This is a genomic window from Tistrella mobilis, assembly GCF_039634785.1.
Classification (GTDB): Bacteria; Pseudomonadota; Alphaproteobacteria; order Tistrellales; family Tistrellaceae; genus Tistrella; species Tistrella mobilis.
Genome location: NZ_JBBIAB010000001.1, coordinates 247,648 through 271,999 on the forward strand (window position 1 = coordinate 247,648; position 24,352 = coordinate 271,999).

Here is a 24,352-nt window from a genome sequence, read left to right on the forward strand (position 1 = left end):
GCAGAGCCTGTCCTCGATGGGAGGCCGGCGGTGATGGATCACCGCCGGAATGCCCGCTCATGTGGTCGAGATCGACCGGGCGGTCAAGAGCAACCGCCCGGGGCCCCGTCAGGCGTGATGATCATGGCCCATGGCGGGCAGGGGTTCGTCCCGGGGATCCGCCCCCACCAGATGCCGGACCACGGGCGGGGTCTCGCCCCTGTGGAACCGGTTCACCCCGGCCTGAAGCCCGGCATCGGCACGGGTGACCCGGCGGTGATGGCGCAGATGCTCCAGCCACGAGGCGGCGAAGAAGATTTCTTCGAACCGGGTCGGATCTTCCGCATCCTCCAGCACCCGCCAGCCGAAGGCGCCGTCGCGCCGGCGGATGCGGGCCAGCTCCCGAACCGCTTCCAGAAAGGCCCGGCGATCGGCCGGATCGATCCGATAGGCGATGCTGACCAGCACCGGGCCGCGATCGCCCGCAACCGGCGCGGCCGAAACGGGATCGGGCCAGTGGCGCGAGGGGGTGAGATCGTCGGTGCCCGCAGGCAGCTTCACCAGCCGGGCGAGGGCAAGGCCCGCAAGGCTGCCGCCGATGGCGGCGATCACCAGTGCCGGCTCGATCCCGACGCTCTGGGCGACCAGACCCCAGACGGTGGAGCCCGCGGTCATCGCGCCGAAGAACACCATCAGATAGACCGCAAGACCGCGGGCCCGCACCCAGTCGGGCAGGGTGGACTGGGCCGCGACGTTGAGGGTGGTCAGCACCGCGATCCAGGCCGCCCCCGCCACCGCCAGCGCGCCGGTCGCCGCCCAGCGATCCTGGACCAGCGCCAGGGCAAGGGTGACCAGCGCGGTCATCAGGGTTCCGCCCAGAACCAGGACATGGCCCGGCAGTTTCAGCCGGGGCAGGGCGATGGCGCCCGCCACCGCACCGGCGCCGATCGCGGCCAGCAGCACGCCATATCCCGCGGCATCGACCATCAGCCGTTCCCGGGCGATCAGGGGCAGCAGCGCCCAATAGGCCGAGGCGAAGAGGAAGAAGCCGCCGGCGCGGAGCAGCACCCGGCCGAGCGCGCGGGAGCCGGCAGCATAGCGCAGCCCCGCCCGCATCGCCGGCAGGAAGCTTTCGGGCGGCAGGTCCGAGGTCCGGGCCGGGCGCCGCCAGAGCAGGAACACCCCGACCACCGCCAGATACGAGATGGCGTCGAACAGATAGGCGGCGGCAACGCCCGCGGTGGCGACGATCAACCCGCCGAGTGCCGGGCCGATCGCCCGCGAGATGTTGAGCCCGAGCGAGTTCAGGGCGACGGCCGGGCGCAGCTCGGCGCGGCCGACCACTTCGGGCACGATCGCCTGGAAGGCCGGGCCCGACAGGGCGGCACCGGCACCGGCGACCAGGATCAGCGCCAGCAGCAACCCCGGCGACATCAGCCCCAGATGGGCCGAGAGGGTGAGCACGGCGCCCACCACCAGCAGCCCCGACTGCACGGTGATCAGCAACCGGCGCCGGTCGACGATGTCGGCCAGCGCACCGGCCGGCACCGAGAGCAGGAAGACCGGCAGGGTGGTGGCGGCCTGGACCAGCGAGACCAGCAGCGGCGAGGGCGAAAGCTCGGTCATCAGCCAGCCCGAGGCGACATCGCGCACCCAGGTGCCGGTGTTGGAGACCAGCGCCGCCAGCCAGATGGCGAGAAACACCCGGTTGCGCAGCGGCGCCCAGGCGCCGGGGGCGCCCGATGCCGCCGCATCGGATGGGTCGGTCCGGGTGGTGGTCATGGGCTCCGTCTCCCTTCGGGAAGAAGACGGGCCGGCCGGGGCTTGCGGCCCCCGGCCGGCCCGGGATGGCTCAGGCGGCGTCGGGCGTCAGGCGGCGTCGGGCGCGGGGAGCGTCACGCCGGCTTGAACGGGGTCGCGGGCACATGGGTCGCCGGCACCGGATCGAGGGTGGGGCCGTGGGTCACCCGCTCCGGCGCGCCATGGACCATGGTGTAGGCATAGTCGACACCCATGCCATAGGCACCCGAATGCTCTTTCACGATCGAGATCACCGCGTCATAGGTCTCCTTGCGGGCCCAGTCGCGCTGCCATTCCAGCAGCACCTGCTGCCAGGTCACCGGCACCACGCCGGCCTGGATCAGCCGCTGCATGGCATAGTCGTGGGCCGCCTTGCTGGTCCCGCCCGAGGCATCCTCGACCATGTAGATCTCGTAGCCGCCGTCGAGCATCGCCGAGAGGGCGAAAGTGGTGTTGCAGACCTCGGTCCAGAGCCCCGAGACCACGATCTTGCGGCGCCCGGCCGCCGCCAGCGCGTCACGGACCTTCTGGTCGTCCCAGGAGTTCATCGAGGTGCGCTCCAGGATCGGCTGTTCGGGGAAGACCGACAGCAGTTCCGGGTAGGTGTGGCCCGAAAAGCCCAGCGTTTCGACCGAGGTGATGGTGGTCGGCACCCCGAAGACCTTCGCCGCCTTTGCCAGGCCGACGACATTGTTCTTCAGCACCTGGCGGTCGATGGACTGCACGCCGAAAGCCATCTGCGGCTGCTGGTCGATGAAGATGAGCTGGCTGTTCTGGGGGGTGAGGACTTCGAGCTTCGCGTTCGACATGACCGTGGTCTCCTGATTTTTTCTGTCGGATGGGGTCGGGACAGGCGGGGTGGGGCTCAGCTCTGCAGGAAGGCGAGCATGTCGTGGTTCAGGCGGTCGGCATGGGTGTCGGTGATGCCGTGGGGGCCGCCTTCGTAGACCTTCAGTTCGGCATGGGGCACCAGGCGCTTCGAGGCCCGGCCGGCGGCGTCGATCGGCACGATCTGGTCGTCGTCGCCATGAACGATGAGCGTCGGCCGGTCGAACTTCTTCAGGTCTTCGGTGAAATCGGTTTCCGAGAAGGCCTTGATCGAGTCGAAGGTGTTCTTGTGGCCGCCGGTCATGCCCTGGAACCAGAAGGCGTCGATCATGCCCTGCGACGGCGTGGCGCCCGGCCGGTTGAAGCCGAAGAAGGGGCCTGAGGCGATGTCCTGGTAGAGCTTCGACCGGTCGGCCAGGCTGCCGGCGCGGATCCCGTCGAAGACCTCGATCGGCAAGCCACCGGGGTTCGCTTCGGTCTTCAGCATCAGCGGCGGCACCGCCGAGATCAGGCCCAGCTTCGCGACCCGACCGGTGCCGTGGCGGCCGACATAGCGGGTGATCTCGCCCCCGCCGGTCGAGAAGCCGAAGAGCGACACCTCGTGCAGGTCCAGGGCCTGGATCAGCTGGGCGAGGTCGTCGGCATAGTGGTCCATGTCGTTGCCGTCCCAGGGCTGGCTGGACCGGCCATGGCCGCGGCGGTCATGGGCGATGACCCGGTAGCCGGCATCGGCCAGGAACATCGCCTGGCGGTCCCAGCTGTCCGCATTCAGCGGCCAGCCATGGCTCAGGATCACCACCGGCCCGTCCTTCGGGCCCCAATCCTTGTAGTGGATCTCGACATTGTCGCGGGTCAGGATGCTGGGCATGACACGTTTTCCCCTGAAGAAGCGCAGACCGGTCCCGTTGCGGCCGTGAAGGTTCTGCGGCCGGAGGCATGATCTGGGTGATGTTTCTTTGAGCGGAGAGGCCGGATCCCTGAAGTCCCGGCCATGTTCCCGGCCGGTCGGGATCAAAAATCTTCTGTGCGAGAGGCAGCCCCGGAAGACGTATGTCTCAGTTCTGTTGCGTCTTCGGGTCTGTCTCGTCGTCGTTTCGTGTCTTCAGAATAGCCGGATGGCATGAAACTGCAAATTGCGATGCTGCAAGACGATCCTTGCAGAAATGCCGTCGAACCCCGCTCCCCCATTGCCCGAACGCAAACGGCCCGCACCCCATGATCGGGGACGCGGGCCGCAGAAGGACCACAGGATCAGACGTCAGAGACAAGCCCCGCACCCGCACACCTCGTGCGGGTGCAAGCCGCCATTGCGGCGGCGGCCAAGGGCGCGGTAGCGCCCGCCCGGCGAGGGCCAAACAGACTCCCGCCATTGCGGCGGCGGCCAAGGGTGCGGAGCACCCGCCCGGCGAGGGCCAAACAGACTCCCGCCATTGAGGCGGCGGCCAAGGGTGCAGAGCACCCGCCCGGCGAGGGCCACAGGATCAGACGTCAGAGACAAGCCCCGCACCCGCACACCTCGTGCGGGTGCAAGCCGCCATTGAGGCGGCGGCCAAGGGCGCGGAGCGCCCGCCCGGCGAGGGACCAAACTAAAGACTCTTCCTGTACTGCACGAAGCCCGACCGGTCGGCGACCTTGTCGTAGAGCTGCATGGCGGTGGTGTTGGTTTCGTGCGTCAGCCAGTAGACCCGGGCGCAGCCGGCGGCCCGGGCGATATCGTAGACATGGGCGATCAGCCGGCGGCCCGCACCGCTGCCGCGGATGTCGGCGGCGACGAACAGGTCCTGAAGGTAGCAATAGTCGCCGGTGGTCCAGCAGGAGCGGTGGCGGATGTGATGAACCAGCCCGACCGCGCGATCGCCCTGCCAGGCGAGGGCGCCGCCCATGGGCTCGGCCGGGTCGAGCAGCCGCGCCCAGGTGACGGCCGAGACATCGTCGGGAATATCGACCTGATAGAAACGCTGATAGCCGCGCCAGAGCGGCATCCAGGCGGCGTGATCGGCCGGCCCGATCGGCCGGATGACGATATTGGTCGTGGTCATGGGGTCAGGGCCTCGAACGGGAGCGGGAGGGGAGGGTTGCGGGGGCCAGGGCCGCCAGGGCCGCAAGCGAGATGAGGGCGAAGCCGGCGAGATCGGTGGCGGCGGGCCGCTCGCCGAGCAGCAGCACCGAGGCGACCACCCCCACCGCCGGAACCAGCAGGGTGCCGAGCCCGGCAACGCTGGCCGGCAGCCGGGCCACGGCCTGGAACCAGAGCAGATAGGCCAGCGCCGAGCCGATCAGGGTGTTGTAGGCAAGGCCCAGCGCCGGCAGCAGATGCAGCCCGTCGCCCATATCCGCCCCGTCGAGCAGGAAGCCCAGCGTCACCGCCGCGGTGCCGGCCACCAGCTGCCAGGCGGCGATCGCGATCGGATGGCCCTGGATCCGCGCCCGTTTGAGCCAGACCGTCCCCGCCGCCCAGCTGACGGCGGAGCCGAGCGCGAAGATCACCCCCGGCGGCAGGCCGCCCGCCATCAGCGGCTGCATCAGCACGGCGAGGCCGGCCACCCCCAGAACGAGGGCGGCGATCCGCCGCCGGTCCAGCCGCTCGCCCAGGAACAGGCAGGCGAGCGCCGTTGCCCAGATCGGCATGGTATAGGCACAGATCGCCGTGCGGCTGGTCGAGGTGCCGAGCTGGGCGAAGGCCGCAAGGATGCCGAAGCCGCCGGTGTTGAGCAGGCCGGCGATGGCCAGATCCAGGCGCTGGCGGCGGCCTTCGATCCTGAGGCTGACGCCCTGCCTGCGGGCCACCGCCATCAGCACGGCGGCGGCGCAGCCGAATGACACCACGCGCAGCGCCCAGGGCGACAGGTCCTGAAGCGCCAGCCGGCCCGCCGGCCAGTTCAGCCCCCAGACCACCGTCACCAGCAGCATCGAGGCGCGGGCGGCAAGGTCGGTGCGCGGGCTTCCGGCCCCGGCCGCCGTGGTCACGAGACGCCGAGCCGGGTGCGCTGCCGGCCCTCCGCATCGAAATTGGCCGGGTCGAGCCAGGCCAGATAGCGGGGCTTCAGCCGCGACCAGTCGCCGTCGGTCATGCCGAACCAGGCCGTGTCGCGATTGGCGCCCTTCACCACCATGTGCTGGCGGAAGATGCCTTCGAAGGCGAAGCCGAAGCGTTCGGCCGCCCGCCGGGACGGGGCGTTGGCGGCATTGCACTTCCATTCGAAGCGGCGATAGCCCATCCGGAAGATCAGGTCGGCGAACAGGAACAGCGCCTCGGTCGCAACCCGGCTTCGGGCGATCGCCGGCCCCCACAGAATGTTGCCGATCTCGATCACGCCATGGGTGGTGTCGATCCGCATCAGCGCCTGGCGGCCCTCGGCGCGGCCGGTCGCGCGGTCGATCACCGCAAAGAACAGCGGATCGGTCTTCGCCTGCGCCGCCTCTGCCCAGGCCTGAAAGGATGCCGCGTCCACGGGCGGTTCCTCGAACAGATAGCGGAAGCGCGCCTCCGCCCCCGGGGCGGCCGAGGCCGCGAACAGCGCCGCCGCATGGGTGGCGGCCTCCAGCGGTTCAAGCCGGGCATAGCGCCCCTCGATCGGTGCCCGGTCGGGGCGCGGCACGCCCGCCCAGGCCGAAAGATCGCGGGAGCCGGAAAGATCGGGAGCGGTGGTCTGGTCGGTGGCGGTCATGGCGCAAGCGTTCCACAGAATGATCCGGTTTCTGGAAATTGCGCCGCCGACAGGTCCGATGTAAACGTCCACTTCCGGAATATCCGGCAGACCAATCGTGAAGGGGAGGGTGGCAATGGCGGCGATACCGGCCTGGCTGGCGCTGGACCGTGCGGCCGGTGATCTGGAGGGGCAGATCTATCGCAGCCTCCGCGACCGGATTCTCGACGGCCGGCTGACCGCGCCGCAAAGCCTGCCGCCCAGCCGGGCGCTGGCCGCGGCGCTGGGTGTCGCCCGCTCCACCGTGGTCAACGCCTATGACCGGCTGAAGGCCGAGGGCTATCTGGAGGGGCGCGCCGGCTCCGCCACCCGGGTGGCGGCGGTGGTGCCGCGCCCGGCGGCGCCGGCGGCCGCAACCGCCATTGCCCCCCTGCCGGGGGCCGGTGCGCCGCGCCGCCGCTTCTCGCCCGGTGTGCCCGACCTCGGATCCTTCCCCTATGCCGACTGGGCGGCCTGTCTCAGGGCGGCGGCGCGATCGGTCCGCGCCACCGATCTGGGCTATGCCGGCACCGCCGGCCTGCCGGAGCTGCGCGCCCTGATCGTCGACCATGTCGCGGCGGTGCGCGGCGTTTCGGCCACGCCCGAACGGGTGCTGATCCTGCCCTCCACCCGCGCGGCGGTCGACCTGCTCGCCCGGGTGCTGCTGCCGCCGGGCGGCACGGTCTGGATGGAGGAGCCGGGCTATGCCTCGGCGCGGGCGGTGTTTCAGGCGGCAGGTGCCCGGCTGGTGCCGGTCGCCTGCGATGCCCAGGGGATCGATGTCGCCGCCGCCGCGGGCGCACCGCCGCCCGGGCTGATCTACACCACCCCCTCGCACCAGTATCCGACCGGCGTCACCATGACCCTGCCGCGCCGGCTGGCCCTGCTCGATCTGGCCCGCATCTCGGGGGCCGTGGTGGTGGAAGACGATTACGACAGCGAGTTCCACTATGCCGGCCACCCGATCGCCGCCCTGCAGGGCATCGACCGGGCCGGGGTGGTGGTCTATCTCGGCACCTTCTCTAAAACCCTGGCCCCGGGGCTTCGCGTCGCCTATCTGATCGCCCCGCCCGCCCTGCTGCCGGCGCTGGCAGAGGCCCATCGCCGCGGCGGTGCCGCGGTGTCGGGCCATGTTCAGGCGGCACTTGCCCGCTTCATGCGCGACGGAAGGCTGCGCGCCCATCTCAGGCGGATGATCCCGGCCTATGCCGAACGCCGGGCCGCGGTCACCGCGGCCCTGGAGGCCCGCCTCGGCCATCTGCTGGTCACCGGCCCCGCGGCAGAGGGCGGGCTGCAGCTGGCCAGCTGGTTCCGCGACCCCGCCACCGACGATGCCGCCGCCGCCCGCCGGCTTGCCGCCGAAGGCTATGGCCCCGAGCCGATGTCGGGCTTCCATCTGGGCCCGCCCCGGCCGGGCCTGCTGTTCGGCATCGCCGATGTCGACCCCGCCCGCATCGATGCCGCCATGACCCGGATCGCGGCGATTCTGGGCGGCCGCTAGCCACCCCCTTCGATGCCACGCCCCTCAATGAACGGCCGGCGCTTCGTCAGCGCCGCCGCGCAATACTCCAGGAAGACATGCACCCGGCCGGATTTGCGCAGATCCGGATGGGTCAGCAGCCAGAGCCCGTCCGACAGCGCCTCGTCTGCCGGGCCCAGGCGGGCGAGATCGGGCAGGGCATCGCCCACCAGGCAGGGCAGCCAGCCGGCGCCCAGCCCCGCGGCCAGCGTCGCCGCCATGCCCTGTACCGTGTTGGTCCGGAACACGATCCGTTCCGCCGGCACCCGGACCTCGAGATGGCGGTTGGCCTTCAGCCCGGCCAGTTCGTCGCAATAGGCGGCCCAGGCAAGATCGTCGGGCACGTGCCCGCCCGCCTCGTCATGGGCACGGCGCTGGCGATAGGGCGCCCAGGCGATGCGCGCCACCCGCCGGCCGACCAGGTTTTCGGGCGGGTCGTCGGTCGCGCGCAGCGCCACGTCGCTTTCGCCGCGGGCAAGGTTGAGCGCGCCGTTGCCGACCACCACCTCCACCCGGGCCCCCGGATGCAGCGCGGTGAAGCCGGCCAGCACCGGCGGCAGCAGCCAGGTTGCGAAAGTGTCGCTGGTCGCGATCCGGATCTCGCCCGCCTCGTCCTGGTCCTGACCGGTGATCCGGCGGGTGACCGAGACGATGTCGACCTCCAGCCGCTGGGCCAGCGCCACCAGTTCTTCCCCCGCCGGGGTCGGGATATAGCCGCTGCGCCGGCGTTCGAACAGCGGCCGGTCGAGCACGGCCTCGATCTCGCCCAGGCGGCGGAAGGCGGTGGAGGTGTTGATGCCGATCCGGCCGGCCGCCGCCGCCAGGTTGCCGGCTTCCCCGATCACCTTCACGATGCGCAGATCGTCCCAGGACAGTTTTTTCAGCGGGTCGTTCAAGGGCGGGTCTCGCATCGCAGACGGGTCACCCGCATCATAGCGCGCCCTGCGGCTGCCTGCGAATTTGCACCGCAACGAATTTCAATTGGGTTTTCCCGCGGAATTTCATACATCTACACCGCACCTGCGGCGACGACCCCAGTGGAGACGAGATGAGCGAGCGCACCGCCACGATCACGCGCAACACCCGTGAGACCCGGATTTCCGTGACCGTCGATCTCGACGGCCAGGGCCGCTATGACGTGAAGACCGGCATCGGCTTTCTCGACCACATGCTGGAACAGCTTTCGCGCCATGGCCTGATCGACCTCACCGTGCGTGCCGAAGGCGACCTGCATATCGATTTCCACCACACCACCGAGGATACCGGCATCGCCATCGGCGAGGCGGTGGCGAAGGCGCTGGGCGACCGGCGCGGCATCACCCGCTACGCCCATGCCTATATCCCGATGGACGAGACCCTGACCCGGGTGGCACTCGACCTGTCCAACCGGCCCTATCTGATCTGGAAGGTGAATTTCACCCGCGACAAGTTGGGCGAGATGGACACCGAGCTGTTCAAGGAGTGGTTCCAGGCCTTCGCCCAGGCGGCCGGGGTAACGCTGCACGTGGAAAATCTCTACGGCGAGAACAATCACCATATCGTCGAGTCGTGCTATAAGGGTCTGGCCCGGGCGCTGCGCCAGGCGATCTCGATCGACCCGCGCGCGGCCGGCTCGGTGCCCTCGACCAAGGGCGTGCTCGGCGGCTCGCTCTGACCTCTTCCGTCCGTCACACCCGTCCCTCATCCCGAAGCCCATGCGCATCTATTCGGTCCATGTCCCCCCTCTGGTCAGCCCGGTCGACCGCGCCCGCGTCGTCGCCGAAGGCTTCTCGTGGGCGGCCTTCGTGCTGGGGGTGCTCTGGGCGCTCTGGCACCGGCAATGGGCGGCGGCGGCGGTAGTCCTGGTCGCAGGCATGGTGCTGGCGGGCATTCTGGGGGCGCTCGGCGCCGGAGAGGCCACCGTGACCATCGCGACCGTGGCGGTGCAGGCGATTTACGGCGTCGTCGCCAACGATCTTCGCCGCCGGCGCTACGACCGTCTGGGCTGGCGCGAGATCGGCCCGATCGCGGCGGATGACGCCGACGAGGCGCTGTACAAGGCCGCGATCCTGCATCGCGACGCCGCCATCCGCCGCGATGCACGCGGCTACGACCAGGGAGGGCGGGGCCCCGCGCCCGGTGCCTTCGGCCACGCCGGGGGCCTCGGCGCCTGAGGGCCTGACGGCCCCGGCGCCCGGGCCCCGAAACCAGACCGGTCGCCCCCACCGGAAGCGACCTCGGCCTCTGTGCCGGCCCCCGCCCGGCTGTCTGATCCGGCCACGACCCAGTCTGGCCCCTCTACCCGGAAGCACCCATGAACATCGTCGTCATCGATTACGGCTCCGGCAACCTCAGGTCTGCCGCCAAGGCCTTCGCCCATGCCGCAGACGAGGCCGGGATCGCCGCCGAGGTGCTGGTGAGTGCCGATCCCGCCCGCATCCTGGCGGCCGACCGGCTGGTTCTGCCCGGCCAGGGCGCCTTCGCCGATTGTCGGGCGGGGCTGGATGGTGCCGACGGTCTGGCCGAGGCGCTGACCGAGGCGGTCACCACCCGCGGCACGCCTTTTTTCGGCATCTGCGTCGGCATGCAGCTGCTCGCCACCAGCGGCTTCGAGCACCGCGTCACCCCCGGGCTCGACTGGATCGGCGGCCGGGTGGAAGCGCTGGCGCCGTCGGATCCCGCGCTCAAGATCCCGCATATGGGCTGGAACGCGCTCGATTTCGAACCGGGCCGCCATCCGGTGCTGGCCGGGGTGGAGCCGGGGGCGCATGTCTATTTCGTGCATTCCTATGCCATGACCGTGGATGATCCGGCGCATCTGCTCGCCACCGCCGACTATGGCGGCCGGGTGACGGCGATCGTCGGCCGCGACAATCTGATCGGCACCCAGTTCCATCCGGAAAAGAGCCAGGCGGTGGGCCAGAGGCTGATCGCCGGCTTCCTGCGCTGGCGGCCCTGAGCGGCGCAACGCCGCATCCCCCCGCCCGCATCCGCAGGCACCGCCCCTTCCGACTTCCGCGACTTCGACAGGACCAGAGCCCCGTGATCATCTATCCCGCCATCGATCTGAAGGACGGCGCCTGCGTGCGTCTGGTGCAGGGCGACATGGACCGTGCCACGGTCTTCGCCGACGATCCCGGCGCCCAGGCCGCCCGTTTCCGCGACCAGGGTTTCGCATGGCTGCATGTGGTGGATCTGAACGGCGCCTTCGCCGGCCGGCCGGTGAATGCGGCCGCGGTAGAGGCGATCGTGAAGGCGGTGGATCTGCCGGTGCAGCTGGGCGGCGGCATCCGCGATCTCGCCACCGTCGAGGACTGGCTGTCCCGCGGCCTGGCGCGGGTGATCCTGGGCACGATCGCGGTGCGCGATCCGGCGCTGGTGCGCGAGGCCTGCCGGCTGTTCCCGGGCAAGGTCGCGGTCGGCATCGATGCCCGTGACGGCATGGTCGCGGTCGAAGGCTGGGCCGAGACGTCCACCATGAGCGCGGTTGATCTGGGTCTCGCCTTCGAGGATGCCGGGGCGGCCGCAATCATCTACACCGATATCGGCCGCGACGGCACGCTGCAGGGCCATGATGCCGAACAGACCGCGCGCCTGGCCGAGCGGCTGACCACCCCGGTGATCGCCAGCGGCGGCGTCGCCTCGATCGACGACATCCGCGCGATCAAGGCGGTGGAACATCGCGGCGTCGCCGGCGTCGTCACCGGCCGTGCGCTCTATGACGGCCGGCTGGATCCCGCCGCGGCCCTGGCGGTGGCTGCCGGCCGCGCCTGATCCGACCCTGCCTTCTTCCCACGCGGACGTCCCTTTCCTGTCAAGGACCCGGCCATGCTGAAGACCCGCATCATTCCCTGCCTGGACGTGAAGGACGGCCGCGTGGTCAAGGGCGTCAACTTCGTCGGCCTGCGCGATGCCGGTGATCCGGTCGAACAGGCCCGGCTCTACGATGCCGCCGGCGCCGACGAACTCACCTTCCTCGACATCACCGCCTCGCACGAGAACCGCGGCACCATCCTGGATGTCGTCGCCCGCACGGCCGAACACTGCTTCATGCCGGTGACGGTGGGCGGCGGCGTGCGGGCGCTGGAGGATATCCGCGCCCTGCTGCTGGCCGGTGCCGACAAGGTCTCGATCAACTCCGCCGCCGTCGCCCGCCCCGAACTGGTCGCCGAAGCCGCCGGCAAGTTCGGCAGCCAGTGCATCGTGGTCGCGATCGATGCCAAGCTGGGCGACAGCGGCCGGTTCGAGATCTTCACCCATGGCGGCCGCAAGCCCACCGGCATCGATGCGGTCGAATGGGCGGTCCGGATGGCGGAGTACGGCGCCGGCGAGCTGCTGGTGACCTCGATGGACCGCGACGGCACCCGGGCGGGTTTCGACCTGCCGCTGACCCGCGCCATGGCCGATGCGGTCACGGTGCCGGTGATCGCGAGCGGCGGTGTCGGCACGCTCGACCATCTGGTCGAAGGGGTGCGCGAAGGCCATGCCTCGGCGGTGCTGGCCGCCTCGATCTTCCATTTCGGCCAGCACACCATCGCCGAGGCCAAGCAGCATATGGCCGCGGCGGGCATCCCGGTGCGCCTGCCGGGCCAGTGACCCGCTGAAGCCAGTGACCCGCTGAAGCCAGTGACCCTTTGACGATGAATATCCCATGACGGCGGCGTATCTGGTTGGAACCAGATCGCAACTGTCATAATTTTCCCTCTGTTGTTCCAAGGAACCGCATCCCATGTGCTCCACCCACGACACCGATGCGACCGGGCCGGCCGCTGCCGGCGCTGCGGACCGCTTCGACGCGGCGGTGGCACGCATCCATTTCAACGCCGACGGTCTGGTTCCGGCCATCGCCCAGGATGCCGCGACCGGCGAGGTCCTGATGATGGCGTGGATGAACGAGGCGGCGGTGCGCGAGACGCTGGCCACCCGCCGCGGCGTCTATTGGTCGCGGTCCCGCAAGGGGCTGTGGCGCAAGGGCGAAAGTTCCGGCCAGATGCAACACCTGAAGGCGTTCCGTATCGACTGCGACGGCGATACGGTGCTGCTGCTGGTGGACCAGCAGGGCGTCGCCTGCCACACCGGCCGGCGGAGCTGTTTTTTCGACGAGGTGAACCCGGAGACCGGCGACATCACCACCATCATGACCCCAGAGATCGACCCGGAGACGCTGTATGGCCGACGGACGGACTGACACCATCAAGACAAAGAACGACACCGCCGGCCAGACCGACTGGGACGTGCTCGACCGCCTTGTGACCACCATCCGGTCGCGCAAGGGGGCCGATCCGTCCAGCTCCTATGTCGCCAAGCTGCTGGGCAAGGGCCGGCTGAAGATGGCCCAGAAGGTGGGTGAAGAAGCGGTCGAGGTCGCCATCGCCGCGGTCGCCCAGGACAAGGACGCGCTGATCGACGAAAGCGCCGACCTGCTTTTCCACCTGATGGTGCTCTGGGCCGATGCCGGCCTCGACCCGGCCGATGTGATGGCCACGCTCGGCCGCCGCGAGGGCCGTTCGGGCATCGACGAGAAGAAGAACCGCAAGAACTGAAGACGCCGGGGCCGGGCCGGACACTTGGGGGGTGGCGGCCGGGGTTGACGAACCGGGGCGGCACACCGGAACATGGCGGCCGACCTCAGACCGTCCATCCGGAGCCGCCCTCCCATGGCCTATGATCCGAACAACATCTTCGCCCGCATACTGCGCGGCGAGCTGCCCTGCAAGACCGTCTACGAAGACGAGCATGTGCTCGCCTTCAGCGACATCCGGCCGCTTGCCGATGTCCATGTGCTGGTGATCCCGAAGGGCGCCTATGTCTCGCTCGACGATTTCACCGCCGGCGCCGGGCCCGAGGTGGTCGGCCACTTCTTCAAGGTGGTGGGCGAAATCGCCCGCATCACCGGCGTCGCCGAAACCGGCTATCGGATCATCTCCAACATCGGCGCCCATGGCCATCAGGAGGTGCCGCACCTCCATGTGCATGTGATCGGCGGCCGGCCGCTGGGCCGGATGCTGCCCGACGCCCGCGGCTGACGGTGCGACCGGCCTGACGCAACGGCGGATACCCCTGGTGTCCGCCGTTTTCCGTTCGGCCAGACGGCCAGACGGGAGACGGCCAGACGGGTAGAGGGGAAATGAGCGGCAGATTGAAAAAGGTCCGGCGCCGTCTGGCCGCCGTGGCACCGGGATGGTGGCTGACCCTGGCGGTCCTCGCCGTCACCACCCTGCTCTGGGGGCTGGGGCGGGCGGCGATGCTCCAGGCCCATCCTCTGCATGGCGCTCCTCTGCATGGCGATCTTCTGCATACGGGGCCCCTGCCGGACTGGCGGCCGCCCAGCCTGCTGCTCTCGGCCTGGTCGATCACCCTGATGGCGGTGCTGCTGCTCTCCACCGCCCGGGCCCGCAGCATAGAACCGCTGTTCGGCGGGCTGGACCGCGCGGTCCGGCTGCACCGTCAGCTCGGCCCCATCGCCATCTGCCTCGTGCTGGTGCATGTCGCCCTCTACATCCCCTCGGAACTCAGGCCGGGCGGCTCGGTGGCGGGGCTGTTGGTCCCCTTCTGGTCCGGTGGGGCCGCAGGCTTCAACGCCCTGATCCTCTGGGTGGTGATCCTCTGGACCGGGCTCGCCTATAGCGGCCGGCTGCGCTATGAACGCTGGCTGTCGCTGCATGGCCTGCTGGGGCCGATCTTCATCGCCACCGCCGCCCATGCCCTGGGCGCCGGCCCGACCATCCGGGCCTATGAACCGCTGCGCTTCTGGATGTGGGTGCTGGTGCTGACCGGCACGGGGGCCTGGGTCTGGCGGGTGCTGCTCTACCGGCGGCTGGCGCCGCGCTACCCCTATCGGCTGCGGGCCTTGCGGCAGGTCTCCGACGACACGCTCGATCTGGTGCTGCGCCCCACCGCCCGGCGGATGATCTACGAGCCGGGTACCTTCGTGTTCATCGCCCGGCCCGGCCTTGCGGAACTGCACCCGTTCTCGATCTCCTCCTCGCCGGCAGAGCGCGATCTCAGGGTCTCGATCCGCATGGCGGGCGATTTCACCCGTGGGCTGGTCACGCTCGCGCCCGACGATCCGATCGATGTCTTCGGCCCTTTCGGCGGCTTCTCGCCCCATCGCCATGGCCGGCACCGGCGGATGATCTGGATCGGCGCCGGCATCGGCATCACGCCCTTTCTCGGCATGCTGCGTTTTGAAACCGTCAACGACGATTTCCGCCGGGTCTGGCTGTGGTATCTGGCCCGCGATGCCGCCCATGCCCCCTATGACGCCGAGATCCGCGAGACCGTGCCCAAGGCCGAGTCCTGGATCGACTACGAGCTGTGGACCACCGCCGATCGCGGCCGGCTGACCGCCGCCCGGGTGCTGGAAACCGTGCGGCCGCTCGACGACGGCATTGCCGTCATGCTCTGCGGCACCCCCGCTTTCGTCCGCGACATGACCCGCCAGTTCCTGGCCGAAGGCCTCGCCCCCGACCGGATCATCGCCGAGGATTTCCGCTTCCGTTGAGCGGCCGGACGGGTCAGCATCCGGGGGTCGGGGCGCGTGCCCTGCCTGCCTGACCCAGCGGCATGGTGACCTGATGTATGACGCAGCCTTCATCGCCCTCGACTGGGGCACCAGCAGTTTCCGGCTCTGGCTGATCGGCCATGACGGCCGGGTGCTCGCCGAACGCCGCAGCGCCGAAGGCATGACCACGGCCGCCACAACCGGTTTCGAGGCGGTGCTCGAAGGCCACCTCGCAGATCTGGGCGTGCCCGCCACGGTGCCGGCGCTCGCCTGCGGCATGGTCGGCGCCCGCCAGGGCTGGGTCGAGGCCGGCTATGTCGACACCCCGGCCCGGCTGGCCGGGATCGCGGCCGGCGCGGTGCGCGTGCCCGGCATCACCCGCGATGTCCGCATCCTGCCCGGCATCGCCCGGCGCGACCCGGCCGCCCCCGACGTCATCCGCGGCGAGGAGACCCAGATCCTGGGCGCCCTTGCCGCCCATGACCTTGAGACGGCCACGCTCTGCATGCCCGGCACCCATTCGAAATGGGGCCGGGTCGCCGAGGGGTGCCTCAGCGCCTTCAGCACCTTCATGACCGGCGAGCTTTTTGCCGCCGTCACCGGCCACACCATCCTCGCCCATGCGGTGGCCGGCGCCCCCGACGACGAGGATATGGAGGCCTTCCACCAGGCCGTCGCCGCGGCCCTCGCCGCACCGGCGCGGATCGCGAACCTGCTGTTCCAGGTTCGCGGCGGTCAGCTGCTGTTCGGCCGGGGGGCCGCCGCCGCGCGGGAGACCATCTCGGGCAGCCTGATCGGGCTCGAAATCGCCGGCGGCCATGTCGCCGACGGCGGCGAACTGGTGCTGATCGCCGCGGGCCGCCTTGCCCGGCTCTATGGCGAGGCCCTCGGCGTGGCGGGCCTGACCCATCGGGTGATCGATGCCGATGCAGCGGTGCTGGGCGGCCTCTCGCTTGCCGCCCGCAGCATCTGGCCATCCCGGACCTGACTGCCCCACACCTGACTGCCACATACCTGACTGCCACATACCTGACCGGGCCCACCGACGGAGACCTGCCTGATGGATCGCATTCCCTTTCCGCCGATGGCGCGGCCGCTGATCGCCATCCTGCGCGGCATCCAGCCCCACGAGACCGAAGCCGTGGTGTCGGAGCTGATCGAGGCCGGGCTGACCGCGATCGAGATCCCGCTGAACTCGCCCGACCCCTTCCGCTCGATCGGGATCGCGGCACGGCTGGCGCCCGAGCCGGTGATCGTCGGTGGCGGTACGGTGCTGACCCCGGCCGATGTCGCCCGCCTGCACCAGGCCGGCGGCCGGCTGCTGGTCACCCCCAATTGCGACCCGGTGGTGATCCGCACCGCCCATGGTCTGGGCATGGTCTCGATGCCGGGCGTGTTCACCGCCACCGAGGCGCTCGCCGCCGCGGCCGCCGGCGCCACCGGCCTCAAATTCTTCCCGGCCAGCGTGCTCGGCCCCCAGGGCATCACCGCCATCCGCGCGGTCCTGCCGCCCGAGCTGGTGATCGCCGCGGTGGGCGGCGTGTCCGACCGCAATTTCGCCGACTATATCCGGGCCGGCATCACCGCCTTCGGCCTTGGCACCAGCCTCTACAAACCGGGCATGAGTGCGGCGGATGTCCGCGCCCGGGCCGATGCCACCATCGCCGCCTATGATGCCGGCCTCGCGGCCTGATCAGAGCGGCAGATCCCGCCAGCCGGGGAAGTGATCCAGCGACCGGCTGGTGGTCGTGAACCAGCCGAAGGGGGTTGCCGGGTCGGGCAGGGGGTCTTCCAGCTCCAGGGTCTCGATCTCGCGCCCGCTTTCCAGATCGGCGGGCTTCCAGCCCACCACCAGCGGCAGGGCCCCGCGATCGGCGCTCCGGGTGCCGATCACCAGCCCCACCGCCGGGCTGCGGTCGGTCACCGCCCAGCGTGCCGCCGCCGCCCCGATCAGGGTCAGGCGCAGGTCGTCGTCCACCCGGTCGCGAAACGCTGAGCCCTGCAGCCAGACATCCACCCAAAGATAATACGTCCAGTCGAAACTGAGCCCGCGCTCGGCCGCAAAGGCCATGAACGGACGGAAGATACTCATGCCATCTGACGGCTGGCCATCCTCGCCGTCCAGCCTCAACAATCCCGGGCAGATGTCGAACAGGGTGTGCCAGTAGATCCTGAGGCTGGTATCGACCCTCACCCAGGCCCGCGAGCCGACGCCCAGTTCGTCATGCCGCGCCGGCACCGTCAGATGGTCGAGCAGGTCGCTGTCGATCCGCCGCTCAGACATGGGCCGGCTCCCGCGCCATCACCGCACGCAGCGTATCGATATCGGCGATGATCCGATCCTCGTCCAGGTCGTCGTCGCGCTCATAGGTGATGGTGGCTTCGGGGTCGGTCACCAGCGCACGGCAAAGGGCCAGGGCCGCGCGGGTATCGGCCGCCAGCGCCCGGTCATGGGTGTCGAGCACGATCGGCGGCTGGCCGACCGAGTGGTCATAGCCGGCGACATGAAACTGCCGGGCACTGCGGATCACCTCTGTCCAGGCCTCGAACGGCAGGCCGCAATTATGGGTCGCACAGACCGCGTTCGACACGTCGAACAGCACCGTGCAGCCGGTCCGTGCGGTCAGGCGCCGGAAGAAATCCGGCGCATCCCGCCCGCCATCCATGATCGAGGGATAGTTTTCAAAAGCGATGGTGCAGCCCAGCCGGTCCTGCCAGCGCGCCACCCGGTCCGCCACCCGCTCGAACTCGCCCGCATAGTCGATCTCGGCCAGATGCAGCAGATGCCGGCCCTGATGGGTGAAGCGGGCGATGTGGTCCGACACATAGATCGGCCGGGTTTCGCGGATGATCGCCGTCAGCCGCAGGGCCAGCTCGTCCAGCTCCGCCTCGGGCCGCTCCATGAATTTCGAGAACATGATGTGCAGCCCCACCGGGGCATCGAAGGCGGCCGCGATCTGCGCCGGCGGCACCGCCAGGAAATTGTCGACCAGCAGTTCGACATAGTCGATCCGCCCGGCCGCAATCAGCCGCCGCACCATCGGTGCGGTTGCCCCCAGGGTGAAGTTGAAGCCGATCCGCAAGGCGGCACCTCCGTCGTCGGGCATATCGTCAGGAATGGTGTCGGGGATGGGGAGCGGCCGGATGGCCGCTCCCCACATGCCCGCACCCGCTCAGCCGGCGACGGCGCAGATGGTGGCGCAGCGCGCACCGGCGCGGCCGGCGATCTGCAGGGTCTTGCGGGCGCTGATCTTGATCGACATGAGAGCGTCTCCTTTTGACAATAATCATGGGGTCCGAATGATGTATTCATCCGGTCTTCACGTATGCATCAGGCCCATATCGGGCTTACGATGCTTTCAGGACTCTATGTTTATCCTGATGTTGAGTCGACTCGTATTTTCACCATACCGCGAGTCTTTAAATTTGACTCAATCCTGGGGCGCGGCATGCCGTGGGTCGGTCAGAAACTGCGCATCGGTCAGGGTCTTCAGGAAGGCGACGATATCGGCGCGGTCGCGCGCATCCAGATCGATGCGCACGATCAGATCGCTCTTCCACGGATTGCGCCGGCCGTCGCCGGCATCGGCGCCGCCGGTGATCTGCCGGCCACCGGCGGCATAGATCTCCAGCACCTCTTCCAGCGTGCCCACGCTGCCGTCATGCATATAGGGGGCGGTCACCGCCACATTGCGCAGCGATGGCGCCCGAAAGGCGCCCATATCCCCGGCGCGGCCGGTCATCTCGATCAGCCCCCGATCCGTGGCCGGATAGGCGCCGGCCCCGTCCAGGTCATAGAGCCCGGTGTTGTGGAAGACGCGGTCGACCACGCGGCTGCGCGCGTGCACCACCTGATCGTTGAAGTTGAAGCTGCCATGGCAGTGATGGCATTCGGCCTTTTCGCCGAAAAACAGGTCATGGCCGCGCCGTTCGGCCTCGGTAAAGCTCTCCTCGCCCGCCAGCCAGCGGTCGTAGCGCGACGAGAACGAGACCAGGCTGCGTTCGTAGGCGGCGATCGCGCGGATGATCGAGGTCAGGCTCACCGGCGCCGCCATCTCGGGGAAAGCGGTCCGGAAGGCCGCCACCATCTCCGGATCGGACCGGAAACGGTTCAGCACCGTCTCGCGATTGGCATCGGTCAGGCCCATCTCCACCGGATCGGTGCCGAACAGCGGCACGGCCATCTGCGCTTCCAGCGTCACCAGCGCCGGGTTGGCCCAGGTCAGGCTGGCATTCCAGGCGACATTGGCCAGCCCCTGGGCATTGCGCCGCACCACGTCGCCCGTGGCACCCACCGGATGGGCGCGGCCATCGGCGAAGCCCAGCGCCTGGAGATGACAGCCCGAACAGGCGAGCCTGCCATTGCCCGACAGCCTGGGGTCGTGGAACAGCTGCCGGCCAAGGTCCACCTTGGCCGGGGTCATCGGATTGTCGGCCGGCACGCGCGGCGGCGGGACATGGGCCGGCAGATCCCAGACCCAGCCCTCCGCGCGGGCGCCGCCAACCACCGCCAGCCAGGCCACCGCCAGCCAGACCATGGTCAGGGCCAGCAACCGCCGGATCATTTCTCCACCACCCGAAAGGCGGTGGCGATGCCCCCGGCCAACCCCAGCCGTTCGAAAACCGCCGCACAATCGGCATCGTCGGGCGCGCTCATGCAGCCCACCGCCCCGCCCTGGTCGCGCGCAAGGTCGGTGGTGGCGAACAGCACCGCCAGATCCAGCACCACGCGCGCGCGGGCTGGGTCGAAGGGGGCCGTCACCACGCCCGGCCGGTTGGGCCGGTCGCAGCTGACGATCTCGCCGGTGACCGGATTGCCGGTGCAGCCGGTGGCGCCCAGATGCAGGAACCAGGTGCCGGCCCGGCCGCCATCCGGCCGTGCCACCCCGCCCTCGGGCACAAGTTCCAGCTTCACGTATTTGCGCCCGGCCTGCCATCCCCAGCCCATCGCCGCCAGATCCAGCGGCGGCGGCGCCAGATCGGTGGCGGTATGGTTCAGCCGCTGTGGCACGCCCAGGGTGAAGGCCAACCGCCAGGGGCCGGCCCCGGCCCCGTCATCCACCCGGCCGGTGACGCGGGTATTGGTCTCGGGCGTGCCCTCGCGGCACGCGCCGGTGGCGTCTTCGGCATCGATCAGGGCGACGCCGTCATGCTGCCAGAGCGTTTCGTCCAGCATGACCGGCCAGACTTTGCCGGCCGCATCGATCAGGGCCAGGTCGTGGACATAGACGCGGGCATCGCGCAGGCCGGCTGCAACCGCAGGCCTGCCCAGTGCCGCGGCAGGGGTGGCGCAGTCGACCGGCGCCGCCCCTGCAACGATGCCGAAGCCGATGGTGACGCTCCGCTCCGCCGCCAGGACAGGCCCGGCGGCAAGCAGAAGCAGAAGGGTGGCGAGCAGAAGAGGGAAGCGGCAGGTCATCATCGGCCCCTCCGCCTCAGAACCGTGCGGTCAGGCGCAGATTGACGCTGCGGCCTTCCTCGTAGGCATAGGTCTCGGCCAGCGACTGGCGGTAGGTGACATAGGCCTCGTCGAAGAGGTTGGTCACCGCCACGTCCAGCCGGTACCAGTCGCGATCGAAGGCCACCCCCAGATCATGCACCGCATAGCCGCTGCGCCGGCGGAGCGGGGTCGAGTCGTAATCCTGGGCCGCCGCATAGATGCCGGCATACCAGAGCCGCCAGTCCTGGTTCACCGCATAGCCGATCCCGGCCGCGACCTTGTCCGGCGGCGCATAGAGCTGGGCGCCGGTATCGGCATCCTTGGACCGCAGCTTCGAATAGGCGAGCGAGACATCGACGGGTCCTGCCTGATAGCTGGCCTCGGCCTCGATGCCGCGGCGTTTCGCTTCCGCGACATTGCGACGCTGGAAGATCAGCCCGGTGCCCGAAAAGGGCGGCGTGCGGGTGAAGGTGCCGACCACCTGGCTGTCGATCAGGTCGTCGACCCGCTCGTGAAACACGGTCGCCTTGAAGCGCAGCGCATCGCCCGGCCAGGCCAGATCGTCGAAGGCGAGGGTGAAACCGGCTTCGGTGGTATGCGCGGTCTCGGGCTGAAGCTCGGGGTTGGGGATGAAGTTGAACAGCGCCCGGGTGGCGGTCAGGTTCGGATACATCTCGGCCAGGGTCGGCGCGCGGAAGGCCTCGCCATAGCCGACGAACAGGCCCAGCACCGGGGTTGCCTGCCAGTGCAGCGCCACCTTGGGCGACAGCCGGTCGTGGGACGAGGATGCCTGGCCTTCCGGATCAATTTCATAGCGGTCGTGCCGCAGGGCCCCGATCAGGGTCCAGTCCTCGAAGATCGTCAGCTCGTCCTGGATGAAGACGCCGGTGGCGGTCAGATCGCCATCCGGCAGCACCACATTCGCCGAACCCGCCGTCCGGTTGGTGTTGGTGTCGACATAATGGTCGACGCCATAGGTCAGCTTATGCGCCAGCGCCGCCCCGGTCTCGAACCGGCTGGTGTTCTGAAGCGACAGGCCGCGGGTCTCGGTTTCGGTCGAGGTGGCGTCGAAGGGCGGGGTTTCGCGGCTCGTCGTGTCGAAGCGCAGTTTCGTGTAATAGAGCTGCAGGCTGCCGTCCAGCCAGCTGCGGTCCGCATCGGCGAAGGACCAGCGGCCGGAATACTGGTCCTGGCGACGCTCCAGCAGCTGCGCATAGGGGAAAAGGGCGCTGCCGCCGGGATTGTTCGGCCCGGTCAGATCATCGTCGAAGCGCTGATACGAGATGTCGATCCGATGGTCGGGGCCAAGGTCGAGCCCGCCCTTGAACAGGCCCGACAGCAGATCGCCTTCGTTCTGCAGCTTGTCGCCGGTGCCGGTGCGGATGTTGTCGGTGCTGCGATAGGTCAGTGCCGCCAGCAGGTCGCCATCCGTCGTGCGGGTGGTGCCGGCCACATGGCTCGAAAAGGCGTGATTGCCGCTCCGCCAGCCCAGGCTCGCCCGGCCGCCGGTGGTTTCCCCCGGTGCCAGCAGATCCTCGGGCTCCAGGGTGCGGATCGCCATCACGCCGCCCAGCCCGCCGCTGCCATAGCTGGCGGAAACCGGGCCGCGCACCACGTCGATGGCGCCGATCATGTCGGGATCGATCAGCAGCGGCGAGAACACGCCGCCCTCGTTGTTCCGCCGCACCCCGTCGACCGACAGGATGATCCGCGGGCCGATGAAGCCGCGAATCGACGGGTTCTGCGCAGCAGGGCGCGGGCCGCCGCCCATGTCGACATTGGGCAGGCGGCGCAGGATGGTCAGATCGGCGGCCTGGGCATCATCCAGCGCCGTGCGGTCGATCTGGCTGACGGAGGCCGGCAGATCGAAGGCCGAGGCTTCGGTGCGGGTGGCGGTGACGGTGATCGCCTCAAGCCGGCTGACCGGAGCGGCGGTCTCTTCGGCAAGGGCAGGGGCGGGCTGGACGGCCACGCCCAGCAGAAGGGTGGCGGCAGTGGTGCCGGCAAGCGGCAGCCGGCCGCGCATCGAACATGCGGCGGGTCGGGTCATGGGGTGCGGATTCCGAAGGGCAGCGGGCGGCCGGCAGCCCGGGCGCGGCTTTGTGCGCAGCCCATGGGCCTGCCGGACCGGACGCCCCGTCCAGCCGCCAGGCAGGCGGCCGACAGGGGCGGCTCTTGGGGGTCGGATCAGGCCCCGATCGGGGGTGCCCTGGCCTTCAGGGTGGCCAGATACCAGCCGGCCGCGATCAGCCCGCCGGGCAGGGGCGTGGCATCGTGAAGCCGCACCAGCCGGGGGGCCGGCGCCAGGATCGGCAGCGGCGGCGTGGAACTGCCCTGGACCAGCAGGCAGAGCGGGCAGTCATCGGCCGAAGGCAGCGCCTGATCGGGCCGGCCATCGGCATCCGTGTCTGCGGGCCGGTCGTCCCCGGCCTGATCGGCCAGAACCAGCCGCACGCCTTCGGCGGTGCAGATCGGCGTCAGCAGCCCGAAGGCCATGGCCGGGGCATAGACCGACCAGATCATCATCTGGAACAGAAAGGCGAGCGCGCCCGCGAGCAACCCCGCCCGGCGCAGCCGCTCCCGAAGCCGCCGACGCGGCCCCGTGGTCCGATGAGGATATGACACCCGGCGATGCTGCATCCGATGACGCTACACCGGCTCGCGTCCTGCGCACAGGGCTTTTGCATCATGCGACCCATCGTCGCAGACGGCGCCCCTCAGGTGGGCAGGCCCAGGCGGATACGCATGGCGGTTTCAGAGACCTCCAGCCGGGTCGCCAGATCGCGGATCTCCGTCACGCCCTCGCTGTTGAGTGCCCGGATCAACGGCCAGGGCATCAGCAGCTGCGCCGCGAAACGGTTGGCCTCGGTTTCGATCGCCCCTGAGAGATGGCTGCGATAGAAGGCATCGTCCTGAACACCTCCTGTGGCGACGTCCCGATGCAGCAGGAAATGCGCGATTTCATGGGCAATGGTGAAACGGCGGCGGACTTTGACATGCCGCGCATTGACCACGATCGCCCAGCCCGAGGGGCCGCCCCGTTCGGCATCCCGCACCAGCTTGCCCGAAAGCGACTCCGGCAAGGGCTCGGTCCAGACCCGCAGCCCAAGATCCCGTGCCAGCGCAACGATCTTGACCGGTGCCGACTGTTGATGGCGGGACACGACGTCGGGCACCGCCACGTCCGCAGTGACCGGCGCATCCAAGGCGGCAGGCCACTCCCGCACGGCATCTTCAATCATCCGACGTGGTCTCCTGAGGTCCGGGCGCGCCCGGTCTCTGTTCTTCTGCGGCAACGACATTGGCCGAGGCAACCCCCGCGATTCCGCGGTCGATCAGAGCCGCCATGCGCGCCTGGAATTCGGGACCGTCAAGATAGGCCCTGACGGCGCTGCCCAGGGCCTTCTCGGCAACCATCTCCGCCTGGCGTGCCGCCTTGCGAGTAATATAGGTGGCACCGAACAGCGCCACCACCGCTATCAGAAGCGCCACCGCCCCAAGCACGATGGTCGCCGCGGTCATGACGATGGTGGCGGTCTCCACCGAACTGAACTGGGGTGCATTGCGCAGAACGGCGCCGGCAGCCGCCTCGATCGAGTCCAAGCTCGCCTCCCCCC

General features: G+C 69.6%; 28 protein-coding genes. 12 read left to right on the forward strand and 16 right to left on the reverse strand.

Going from position 1 to position 24,352, the window contains the following annotated elements; genetic code table 11:
* Nucleotides 1-108: 108 nt before the first annotated feature.
* The 6 genes from WI697_RS01185 to WI697_RS01210 all read right to left on the reverse strand — a co-directional run bounded on the left by WI697_RS01185 (nt 109) and on the right by WI697_RS01210 (nt 6,275).
* Nucleotides 109-1,761: an MFS transporter gene (locus tag WI697_RS01185; RefSeq protein ID WP_345957114.1), complete on the reverse strand. Its 1,653-nt coding sequence runs from the start codon at nt 1,759-1,761 to the stop codon at nt 109-111.
* 113 nt (nt 1,762-1,874) lie between these two features.
* A complete protein-coding gene (locus WI697_RS01190) occupies nt 1,875-2,588 on the reverse strand; it encodes a hydrolase (RefSeq protein ID WP_014746866.1) in 714 nt (237 codons plus the stop codon).
* Between the two features lie 56 nt (nt 2,589-2,644).
* Complete coding sequence (locus tag WI697_RS01195) at nt 2,645-3,475, reverse strand: alpha/beta fold hydrolase (RefSeq protein WP_345957115.1); 831 nt, start codon at nt 3,473-3,475, stop codon at nt 2,645-2,647.
* Between the two features lie 718 nt (nt 3,476-4,193).
* A complete protein-coding gene (locus WI697_RS01200; protein ID WP_345957116.1) occupies nt 4,194-4,646 on the reverse strand; it encodes a GNAT family N-acetyltransferase in 453 nt (150 codons plus the stop codon).
* A gap of 4 nt (nt 4,647-4,650) precedes the next feature.
* Complete coding sequence (locus WI697_RS01205; protein ID WP_062761512.1) at nt 4,651-5,574, reverse strand: DMT family transporter; 924 nt, start codon at nt 5,572-5,574, stop codon at nt 4,651-4,653.
* On the reverse strand, nt 5,571-6,275 hold the full coding sequence (locus WI697_RS01210) for a GNAT family N-acetyltransferase (RefSeq protein WP_345957117.1): 705 nt from the start codon (nt 6,273-6,275) through the stop codon (nt 5,571-5,573). The genes WI697_RS01205 and WI697_RS01210 overlap by 4 nt, the downstream gene beginning before the upstream one ends.
* A 115-nt stretch (nt 6,276-6,390) precedes the next feature.
* Here WI697_RS01210 and pdxR point away from each other — a divergent pair, with 115 nt between their 5' ends.
* Nucleotides 6,391-7,794 carry a MocR-like pyridoxine biosynthesis transcription factor PdxR gene (gene pdxR, locus WI697_RS01215; RefSeq protein ID WP_345957118.1) on the forward strand — a complete coding sequence of 468 codons (1,404 nt, stop codon included), beginning with the start codon at nt 6,391-6,393 and terminating at the stop codon, nt 7,792-7,794.
* Here the strand turns inward: pdxR and WI697_RS01220 are convergent.
* Entirely contained in the window at nt 7,791-8,708 is a 918-nt protein-coding gene (locus WI697_RS01220; protein WP_345957119.1) for a LysR family transcriptional regulator, read from the reverse strand. The genes pdxR and WI697_RS01220 overlap by 4 nt on opposite strands.
* 152 nt (nt 8,709-8,860) lie before the next feature.
* On the opposite strand from WI697_RS01220, the gene hisB reads away from it, so the two are divergent.
* The 11 genes from hisB (at nt 8,861) to WI697_RS01275 (ending at nt 16,988) form a co-directional block, all read left to right on the forward strand.
* Complete coding sequence (gene hisB / locus WI697_RS01225) at nt 8,861-9,466, forward strand: imidazoleglycerol-phosphate dehydratase HisB (protein WP_062761508.1); 606 nt, start codon at nt 8,861-8,863, stop codon at nt 9,464-9,466.
* A gap of 40 nt (nt 9,467-9,506) precedes the next feature.
* Entirely contained in the window at nt 9,507-9,965 is a 459-nt protein-coding gene (locus WI697_RS01230; protein WP_345957120.1) for a DUF2628 domain-containing protein, read from the forward strand.
* A gap of 140 nt (nt 9,966-10,105) precedes the next feature.
* Entirely contained in the window at nt 10,106-10,750 is a 645-nt protein-coding gene (gene hisH / locus WI697_RS01235) for an imidazole glycerol phosphate synthase subunit HisH (RefSeq protein ID WP_062761506.1), read from the forward strand.
* A gap of 83 nt (nt 10,751-10,833) precedes the next feature.
* Complete coding sequence (gene hisA / locus WI697_RS01240) at nt 10,834-11,565, forward strand: 1-(5-phosphoribosyl)-5-[(5-phosphoribosylamino)methylideneamino]imidazole-4-carboxamide isomerase (RefSeq protein WP_014746876.1); 732 nt, start codon at nt 10,834-10,836, stop codon at nt 11,563-11,565.
* A 54-nt stretch (nt 11,566-11,619) separates the two neighbouring features.
* Nucleotides 11,620-12,387, forward strand: a complete 768-nt coding sequence (gene hisF / locus WI697_RS01245; RefSeq protein WP_062761505.1) for an imidazole glycerol phosphate synthase subunit HisF — start codon at nt 11,620-11,622, stop codon at nt 12,385-12,387.
* A 133-nt stretch (nt 12,388-12,520) separates the two neighbouring features.
* Nucleotides 12,521-12,979 carry a phosphoribosyl-AMP cyclohydrolase gene (gene hisI / locus WI697_RS01250; protein WP_231889275.1) on the forward strand — a complete coding sequence of 153 codons (459 nt, stop codon included), beginning with the start codon at nt 12,521-12,523 and terminating at the stop codon, nt 12,977-12,979.
* A complete protein-coding gene (locus tag WI697_RS01255) occupies nt 12,960-13,334 on the forward strand; it encodes a phosphoribosyl-ATP diphosphatase (RefSeq protein ID WP_014746879.1) in 375 nt (124 codons plus the stop codon). The genes hisI and WI697_RS01255 overlap by 20 nt, the downstream gene beginning before the upstream one ends.
* 114 nt (nt 13,335-13,448) lie before the next feature.
* Complete coding sequence (locus WI697_RS01260; protein ID WP_014746880.1) at nt 13,449-13,817, forward strand: histidine triad nucleotide-binding protein; 369 nt, start codon at nt 13,449-13,451, stop codon at nt 13,815-13,817.
* Nucleotides 13,818-13,930: 113 nt separating this feature from the next.
* Nucleotides 13,931-15,295, forward strand: coding sequence for a ferredoxin reductase family protein (locus WI697_RS01265; RefSeq protein WP_345957121.1), 1,365 nt, complete (start codon nt 13,931-13,933; stop codon nt 15,293-15,295).
* A 73-nt stretch (nt 15,296-15,368) separates the two neighbouring features.
* On the forward strand, nt 15,369-16,283 hold the full coding sequence (locus WI697_RS01270) for a 2-dehydro-3-deoxygalactonokinase (protein ID WP_345957122.1): 915 nt from the start codon (nt 15,369-15,371) through the stop codon (nt 16,281-16,283).
* 72 nt (nt 16,284-16,355) lie between these two features.
* On the forward strand, nt 16,356-16,988 hold the full coding sequence (locus WI697_RS01275) for a 2-dehydro-3-deoxy-6-phosphogalactonate aldolase (RefSeq protein ID WP_014746883.1): 633 nt from the start codon (nt 16,356-16,358) through the stop codon (nt 16,986-16,988).
* Here WI697_RS01275 and mbnC read toward each other — a convergent pair whose 3' ends face one another.
* The 9 genes from mbnC to WI697_RS01320 all read right to left on the reverse strand — a co-directional run bounded on the left by mbnC (nt 16,989) and on the right by WI697_RS01320 (nt 24,338).
* Nucleotides 16,989-17,579, reverse strand: coding sequence for a methanobactin biosynthesis protein MbnC (gene mbnC / locus WI697_RS01280; RefSeq protein ID WP_345957123.1), 591 nt, complete (start codon nt 17,577-17,579; stop codon nt 16,989-16,991). It abuts the gene before it with no gap.
* Nucleotides 17,572-18,378: a methanobactin biosynthesis protein MbnB gene (gene mbnB / locus WI697_RS01285; protein ID WP_345957287.1), complete on the reverse strand. Its 807-nt coding sequence runs from the start codon at nt 18,376-18,378 to the stop codon at nt 17,572-17,574. Before mbnB ends, mbnC begins: the two co-directional genes overlap by 8 nt.
* A gap of 90 nt (nt 18,379-18,468) precedes the next feature.
* Complete coding sequence (gene mbnA / locus WI697_RS01290) at nt 18,469-18,558, reverse strand: methanobactin (RefSeq protein ID WP_082828188.1); 90 nt, start codon at nt 18,556-18,558, stop codon at nt 18,469-18,471.
* 168 nt (nt 18,559-18,726) lie between these two features.
* A complete protein-coding gene (locus WI697_RS01295; protein ID WP_062761501.1) occupies nt 18,727-19,860 on the reverse strand; it encodes a methanobactin export MATE transporter MbnM in 1,134 nt (377 codons plus the stop codon).
* Nucleotides 19,857-20,717, reverse strand: a complete 861-nt coding sequence (locus WI697_RS01300) for an MbnP family copper-binding protein (protein WP_345957124.1) — start codon at nt 20,715-20,717, stop codon at nt 19,857-19,859. Before WI697_RS01300 ends, WI697_RS01295 begins: the two co-directional genes overlap by 4 nt.
* Nucleotides 20,718-20,730: 13 nt before the next feature.
* The gene (locus tag WI697_RS01305) at nt 20,731-22,785 is read right to left on the reverse strand and encodes a TonB-dependent hemoglobin/transferrin/lactoferrin family receptor (protein WP_345957125.1); all 2,055 of its coding nucleotides are present in this window, start codon (nt 22,783-22,785) and stop codon (nt 20,731-20,733) included.
* Between the two features lie 137 nt (nt 22,786-22,922).
* Nucleotides 22,923-23,360 carry a DUF2946 family protein gene (locus tag WI697_RS01310; RefSeq protein ID WP_197465020.1) on the reverse strand — a complete coding sequence of 146 codons (438 nt, stop codon included), beginning with the start codon at nt 23,358-23,360 and terminating at the stop codon, nt 22,923-22,925.
* 92 nt (nt 23,361-23,452) lie between these two features.
* Nucleotides 23,453-23,977 (reverse strand): ImmA/IrrE family metallo-endopeptidase, encoded by a 525-nt coding sequence (locus WI697_RS01315; protein ID WP_062761497.1) that lies wholly within the window; start codon nt 23,975-23,977, stop codon nt 23,453-23,455.
* Entirely contained in the window at nt 23,970-24,338 is a 369-nt protein-coding gene (locus WI697_RS01320) for a hypothetical protein (protein ID WP_062761496.1), read from the reverse strand. The genes WI697_RS01315 and WI697_RS01320 overlap by 8 nt, the downstream gene beginning before the upstream one ends.
* Between the last annotated feature and the right edge of the window lie 14 nt (nt 24,339-24,352).